This is a genomic window from Nitrospirae bacterium CG2_30_53_67, assembly GCA_001873285.1.
Taxonomy (GTDB): Bacteria; CG2-30-53-67; CG2-30-53-67; order CG2-30-53-67; family CG2-30-53-67; genus CG2-30-53-67.
Genome location: MNYV01000031.1, coordinates 1 through 6,488, shown reverse-complemented (window position 1 = coordinate 6,488; position 6,488 = coordinate 1). Strand labels below are relative to the sequence as shown.

The 6,488-nt window shown below is 56.7% G+C and carries 7 protein-coding genes; all 7 read left to right on the top strand.

All coding sequences use genetic code 11. The features are described 5' to 3' along the window. Window positions 1–668, top strand: a 668-nt coding sequence (locus AUK29_01745) for a hypothetical protein (protein OIP65980.1), incomplete at its 5' end; no start/stop codon positions are given. Next, window positions 649–2,877, top strand: coding sequence for a transcriptional initiation protein Tat (locus AUK29_01740; protein OIP65979.1), 2,229 nt, complete (start codon window positions 649–651; stop codon window positions 2,875–2,877). The genes AUK29_01745 and AUK29_01740, both read left to right, overlap by 20 nt. 15 nt (window positions 2,878–2,892) lie before the next feature. Next, window positions 2,893–3,447, top strand: coding sequence for a 4Fe-4S ferredoxin (locus AUK29_01735; protein ID OIP65978.1), 555 nt, complete (start codon window positions 2,893–2,895; stop codon window positions 3,445–3,447). 68 nt (window positions 3,448–3,515) lie between these two features. Beyond that, window positions 3,516–4,091 carry a hypothetical protein gene (locus AUK29_01730; protein OIP65977.1) on the top strand — a complete coding sequence of 192 codons (576 nt, stop codon included), beginning with the start codon at window positions 3,516–3,518 and terminating at the stop codon, window positions 4,089–4,091. A gap of 132 nt (window positions 4,092–4,223) precedes the next feature. Next, window positions 4,224–4,844 carry a hypothetical protein gene (locus AUK29_01725; protein OIP65976.1) on the top strand — a complete coding sequence of 207 codons (621 nt, stop codon included), beginning with the start codon at window positions 4,224–4,226 and terminating at the stop codon, window positions 4,842–4,844. Window positions 4,845–4,901: 57 nt separating this feature from the next. Beyond that, window positions 4,902–5,306: a hypothetical protein gene (locus AUK29_01720; GenBank protein ID OIP65975.1), complete on the top strand. Its 405-nt coding sequence runs from the start codon at window positions 4,902–4,904 to the stop codon at window positions 5,304–5,306. A gap of 4 nt (window positions 5,307–5,310) precedes the next feature. After that, a partial coding sequence (locus AUK29_01715) for a hypothetical protein (protein OIP65974.1) occupies window positions 5,311–6,488 on the top strand: 1,178 nt, incomplete at its 3' end.

The following is a 6,488-nucleotide window of genomic DNA, read 5'->3' as shown; positions in this document are numbered from 1 at the left end:
TCCGTCCGCCGGATGACGTCTCATCCGGCGCCGAGGAGTGCGGGGGCCGGCTGCTGGAGCGTCTGTTAAATACGGTGCAGGAGTGTTGCGGAATCTCCGCCCGGTGTTGTCTCAGGCCCGATTTGATGGAAGAGATCCGGGGACTCCTTAGGGCATTTGAGGAGGATGAGGACCAGGCCGGGACGCTGACCAGACTGGCCGCTGAGCATACCAGGCTTTTTGTCAATGCCTTTCCCACTCTTGTGGCCCCGCCCTACGAATCGTTCTACCAGGAGGGGAGGGTGATGGGTAAAGCTGCCCTGGATTGCCGCTCCATCTATGCCGAGGACGGCCTTACGGTCCGGGAGGGAGGAGAACTCCCTGATCATATCCTCACGCAGATGGAATACCTCCGTTTTCTCTGTCTTGGAGAGAAGAGGGCCGCTGATGAGGGCGAGACCGAGGCGCGCGGACTGCTTCGAGAAAGGGAACTGAGTTTTATTGAGGAGCATATCTTAAACTGGCTGCCTGAGTACTGCGGGCGGATTCAATCCAACAGCCATGAACCCTATTACAGGGTCCTGGCCAGGTTTATGAAGAACTTCATGGTTCTGGAATATAGGAACCTTAATCATCCAGTGGAACTCGATCCATTCGAGGAGGTATTCAATGAAGTCAAGAAGGTATGAGAATGAGACTTTTCAAAAGGGGGTGACTCGCCGTCGTTTTCTCGGGGCCAGTGCCGGGACGATCGCGGCCGGCGTGATGGTGTCGAACCTCACGGGATTCCGGTCTTTGGCCATGGCCGAAGAGGGCGCCGATACGTCCGGCGGGAAGAATGTTGAGATCCCGTCCATCTGCGAGATGTGTGTCTGGCGGTGCGGCCTGATCGCCAAGGTGCGGGACGGGGTGGCCTACAAGTTGGAAGGCAATCCGGAGCATCCCAACTCCCGAGGCAGGCTCTGCCCCAAAGGGAATGCCGGGATCATGACCCTTTACGATCCGGACCGGCTCAAGAGCCCGCTCATGCGAGTAGGGGAAAGAGGGTCCGGTCAATTCAAACAAGTCTCATGGGATGAGGCCTTGGACTATGTGGCCGAAGGCATGAAGAAGATCAAGGAGCAGCATGGCGCTGAGGCCATGGTCATGAGTTCCACCCACAATCTGGCGCAATTGCAGTTTGAGAATCTCCTGCAGGCCTATGGGACGCCCAATTACGGGACCCAGAGGAGCCTCTGTTTCAATGCCATGGTTATGGGGTTCACCATGACCTACGGGACCGAGGCCGTAGGCGGGGATTACCCGAATACCAAGTACATCATTTACAACGGCCGGAACCTCCTGGAAGGGATCGCCAACTCCGAGACGCAGGATTTTATGGCGGCCGTGGAGAGAGGCGCCCACGTGGTCGTGCTCGACCCGAGGTACAGCAAGTCCGCCGCCAAGGCATCGGAATGGCTGCCGGTCCGGCCGGGCGGGGATCTCGCCTTCTTCCTGGCGTTGAACCATGTCATCATCAAGGAAAAACTCTACAATAAGAAATTCGTTGATGAATATACCCAGGGTTTTGACGAACTGGAAAAGGGGATAAAGGAGTATACGCCTGAGTGGGCCGAAAAGGAATGCGATATCTCGGCCAAGAAGATTGTGCAGGTGGCCAGGGGTTTTGCCAAGGCGGCTCCGGCGGCATTCGCCCATCCCAACTGGAGGACTTCCAATACGCTGAATTCCTTCCAGGCCGAACGGGCCATCGCGATCCTGAATGCCCTGGTGGGAAACTGGAAACAGCCGGGCGGGCTGATGCCCGCAGGAGGAGAGGGAGGCATGGAGCTTGGCGTCATTCCGCAGCCTCCTTATCCCAGGATCTCTGCCATGCGCCTCGATGCGGTTCCCATGAGGTATCCCCTGGTTCCGCTCAACCTGGGTGTGTTCCAGGAACTGCGGGACGCTATTCTTCGGGGCAAGCCCTATCAGGCCAAGGGGTGGCTGATCTACCGGCAGAACCCCATGATGTCGCTCTGCGACCGGGCCAAGACCCTGGAGGCCATCAAGAATCTGGACCTGATCGTCACCATTGACATCATCCCCAATGACACGGCCTTCTACTCGGACGTGATCCTTCCGGAAAGTAGTTATCTGGAACGGTACGATCCCTTGAGCGTGGCCGGCAGCAAGGTCTTCCTGAGGCAGCCGGTGGTGCCGCCGCTCTACGACACCAAGTCCGGACTCGAGATCTTCAAACTGCTGGGGGACCGGGTCGGTCTGAATGAGTTCTTCAATTACAAAAACGAAGACGAGTATCTCAATGCCCAGTTGAAGCCGTTCAAGGTCACGTTGGACGATCTGAAGAAGAAGGGATATTACGAGGTTCCTGCCCGGCATGAGGAGGGCAAGAAGCCTGAGAAGGATGTCTTCCAGACGCCCAGCGGGAAGATAGAAATTGTTTCCGCTCCTCTCAGCCAGGTCGGGTTTGATGCGGTCCCGAAGTGGAAGGACCTGCCCAAACCCGAGGCGAATCAGTTTTATCTCCTTTCAGGCAAGGTGGCCCACCATACCCAGTCCTCCACGCAGAACAACCAGTGGCTGGCCGAATTCGTCCCCGAAAATCATCTCTGGATCCATACGGCGTCGGCATCGTCCCGGGGGATCAAAGACGGGGACATGGTCACCGTAGAGAGCAAGGTCGGGAAGGTGACACTCAAGGCAAAAGTTACAGAAGGGATCCGTCCGGACTGCGTCTGGATGAATTTCGGTTTTGGTCACAAGGCTAAAGGGCTGTCCACCGCTTACGGCAAAGGGGCGCTCGACTCCGACGTGCATGAGAGTATCAGCGATCGTGTCAGCGGGTCCCAGGCGCTTTCTCAAACCATGGTCACCGTATCCAAGGCTGCTGTGTAGAAAGGGATGTCTATTATGAGCGAGAATAAAAATAAACGTTATGCCTTTGTCATTGATCTTTCGAAGTGCATTGACTGCAATGCCTGCATGGTGGGCTGCAAGGCCGAAAACGGCGTCCCCGTCGGGCACAGCCGAGCCTGGGTCTATGAGCACGGGCCCAACGGGAAATTCCCGGATCTCAAAATGGATTTTGAACCGGGGAACTGCATGCACTGTGAGAATCCGCCGTGTGTTGCGGCCTGCCCCACCGAGGCCACCTACCAAGAGGAGAACGGGATCATTGCCATCAACCCGGATCGTTGCATCGGCTGCAAGGCGTGCATGGCTGCGTGTCCATACCATGCCCGATACTACGACGAGAAAAAAGGCAAGGTGGACAAGTGCTCCTTCTGTGAGCACCGGCTCAAGGCCGGTCTGGACACGGCCTGCGTTCATACCTGCATGACCGGCGCCAGGCAGGCCGGGGATATCCATGATCCCAAGAGCGAAGTTTCCAAGCTCCTGGCCAAGCACAAACACCATGTGAAACTAAAAGAGAAGGGGACCGGACCGGCCATCTATTACATCTAAGGGCCGATGGTATCAGGTCATGGATAGCCCATGGCTCATAGAGGGGAGCAAGAGTCCCGGAGTTTTTTATGACCCAAGGTTCCCGAAACCAGAATTCAAAGCTGCCCGGAGGGAATCCCGCACATCAGGAATGCCTACTGCAAAGCATTGAAAGAATCACCCCTCAGAATTCCTTCAATCATGCATTTCCTGTAGAGCGGGGGACCCATCTCAGCAGGAGAGGGTTCCTCAAATGGGGAACCCTCTCATTTTCCCTCCTCTCCTTTCTCGGTATTTCCAGGATGGTTCAGGCCTTTCTCTCCATGGGCCGGAAGGAAGATGCGCCCAGTCGGTTTTCCGTGGGGCGTTCTGAAGATTTTCCCATGGGCGGGGTGGCCAAGATCCAGGGGGTCTATCTGGTCCGTGATGAAAATGGACTCTTTGCACTGAAGGGGGACTGCCCCCATCTGGGCTGTAGTTTCCGCTGGAACGAAGCGATCAGACTCTTCGAATGTCCCTGCCACGGAAGTCGTTTTGAACTTTCCGGACGTTTTGTCTCCGGGCCCGCCAGAAAGCCGCTCCAACACGTTCTCTTGACAAAAAATCAGAAGAATGAAATAATTGCCGACATCCTGAAACCGGTTCCTGAAGATTTTCGAATCTAAAAGGGATCCGTCATCCGGCATCAAGCACACCGTACCGGAAGGGTCGTCTCAAGTCCGTCAATAAAGCTCCGCCCTTCCTGAGAGATGGAGGTCTGCGAGATTTTTAAGCCAAGGAAAAAAGATCACAGCGGCATGGCCGCCTTTCTTTTTCATCTCCATCCCCCTCTGATTCCCAGAGAGCGCATCCGGCTCACTTTCACGTTCTGTCTGGGGGGCCTCGCCTTTTATTTTTTTCTTGTTCTCCTGGTCACCGGTATTTTGTTGATGTTCTATTACCGTCCCGGAGATGCCTCTCCATACCTTTCGGTTCGGGAGATCACGGAATTTGTCCCCTACGGGGGCCTGATCCGGAATCTTCATTACTGGGGCGGACAGGGGATGGTCATCCTGATCCTGTTCCATATGATCCGTGTGGCCCTGACCGGTTCCTACCAGGGGGCCAAGCAGTGGATCTGGGTTGTGGGAATGACCATGATGGCCCTGGCGCTCATCATGGATTTCAGCGGATACCTTCTCCGTGATGACAGGGAGACCTTCTGGGCGGGGTTTGTGGCGCTGGGAGTCCTCAAGGAGATCCCCTATGCGGGCGAGGCGCTGCACCGGGTCCTGACCGGGACTTCCATCTATGGGCAGGGCTCCATACAGCGGATCTATCTCTGGCACTGCGTGGTGCTTCCCATCACGGTCGTCTGTTTTATGATCTATCATTTTTGGAAGGTCAGCAAACTGGGATGGACGGGAAGACCGCTGTGACCCCTTGAACCCTCGAATCCTGTTTGGTTCCGGCTATGCCGGGTTAGGAAGAAGGAAATGGAACAAAAGAAAGAGCAGGAACCTCAATACGTCTCCAGGGACATCCTGGTCAGGATGGAGGTTCTATCCATGCTGGCCGCTTCGGCGGCCCTGATGGCCCTCGCCCTGTTCATGCCCGCGCCCCTGGGCGGGATGGCCGACCCGACGGCCACGCCTCCCCATGTAAGCGCCCCATGGATTTTCGCCTGGGTGCAGGAACTCCTCCGCCATCTCCCTCCGCTCGCGGCCGGGGTCCTGATTCCGCTGGCGGCATTCCTCCTGCTGATGGCGCTTCCGTTCTTTCAGGCTGGGGAGGCCGAGGAAGGGCCGGCGCCGCTCAAGCGGAGGCTGATCCCCCTTGCGCTGCTGTCGTTGGTTTTGCTCTTGATTGCCGTCATGACGTTTTTCAATCTTTTCAGGTGAGTTCATGAACCGGTACCCTGAAACCCTGCTCATCCTCGTGGTCCTTGTTCTGCTTACGATCCTTTGGGCCATGGTCCAGGAAGGGAACAAACCGTACAAGATCTATCAGGAGATCTATAAGAACCGAAGGTTGCATGAGCTTCAAGCCCTCGAGGCGGGCGGCCTTTCAGGTGAGGAAAGGGATAAGATCCTCGACCTGCGTCTGGCCCTTAAGCGGGACCTTCCCGGCCTTCAGGAGGTGGTTCTGAAAGACGGGAAAAAAGAAAGGTGCACCTCGTGCCATATCGGCATCGAGCCGATCAGCGACTCCCATCCCGTGGAGACCTTCGGATGCAGCATCTGTCATGGCGGCGATCCGCTTTCCGTATCCCTCCCTGCGGCCCATGATGGGCTGATCGGCGGGGGAAACCCTTCGGATTTTCGTGTGGCGGACCAGGGCTGCGGCAGGACCATGCCGGACGGCACGGCCTGCCACCAGGGCGATCCTCTGGAGGAGAGAAATCACATCCAGCGGGTCAAGACCACGATCATGGCCACCAAGGCAGGCGAGATTGCCAATCCCCGCTACAGCTTCGGCGCTCAGAAAAGCCTTCGCCCCTTGTATGGAGTTGCCGGCATCCGGGGGAAAGAGCCTGTGGACAGGGAGAAAACCGTATCCGCTTTGCGGCCCTTGCCTTATACCCGAGCGTCCGATCTGCCGGCGGATTCAGAGGGAAAGATGATCCGTACGGATCCCACGGGAGCCGAGTATACCTTTTCGGGACATCGTGTGGACACAGAACTCCATCAGCATTGCGCGGATCAATGCCATCTTTGGAGCCGGGGCGTGGATCAACCCTACCTTTTTAGGGCATCGGGCTGCTCTTCCTGTCACTATCTGTATGACAAGGAAGCCTATTACCGGGGCGGCGATCCCACGATCCGGCGGGACGAGCCCGGCCACGGGTCGTTTCACCGCCTGACCCTGAAAATCCCCTATTCGCAGTGCAATCATTGCCATAACCGGGGGGTTCATTCCCTCTTCACCATGCAGTTTGACAAAAGGACCGACCTCGATGAGACGGCCGGTCTCTCAGGCGAGGCCCTGCGTCTGCAGGACTACTATGTCCCCATGACCCTTTTCACCCGCTGTGAATATAAGCTTGACTGCATTGATTGTCATACCGATCATGAGGTGATGGG

What these genes read in the sequence shown, in the direction of transcription:
- AUK29_01730 (OIP65977.1), top strand. Translation starts at nt 3,516, where the DNA reads ATGACCCAAGGTTCCCGAAACCAGAATTCAAAGCTGCCCGGAGGGAAT.
- AUK29_01735 (OIP65978.1), top strand. Translation starts at nt 2,893, where the DNA reads ATGAGCGAGAATAAAAATAAACGTTATGCCTTTGTCATTGATCTTTCG.
- AUK29_01720 (OIP65975.1), top strand. Translation starts at nt 4,902, where the DNA reads ATGGAACAAAAGAAAGAGCAGGAACCTCAATACGTCTCCAGGGACATC.
- AUK29_01740 (OIP65979.1), top strand. Translation starts at nt 649, where the DNA reads ATGAAGTCAAGAAGGTATGAGAATGAGACTTTTCAAAAGGGGGTGACT.
- AUK29_01725 (OIP65976.1), top strand. Translation starts at nt 4,224, where the DNA reads ATGGCCGCCTTTCTTTTTCATCTCCATCCCCCTCTGATTCCCAGAGAG.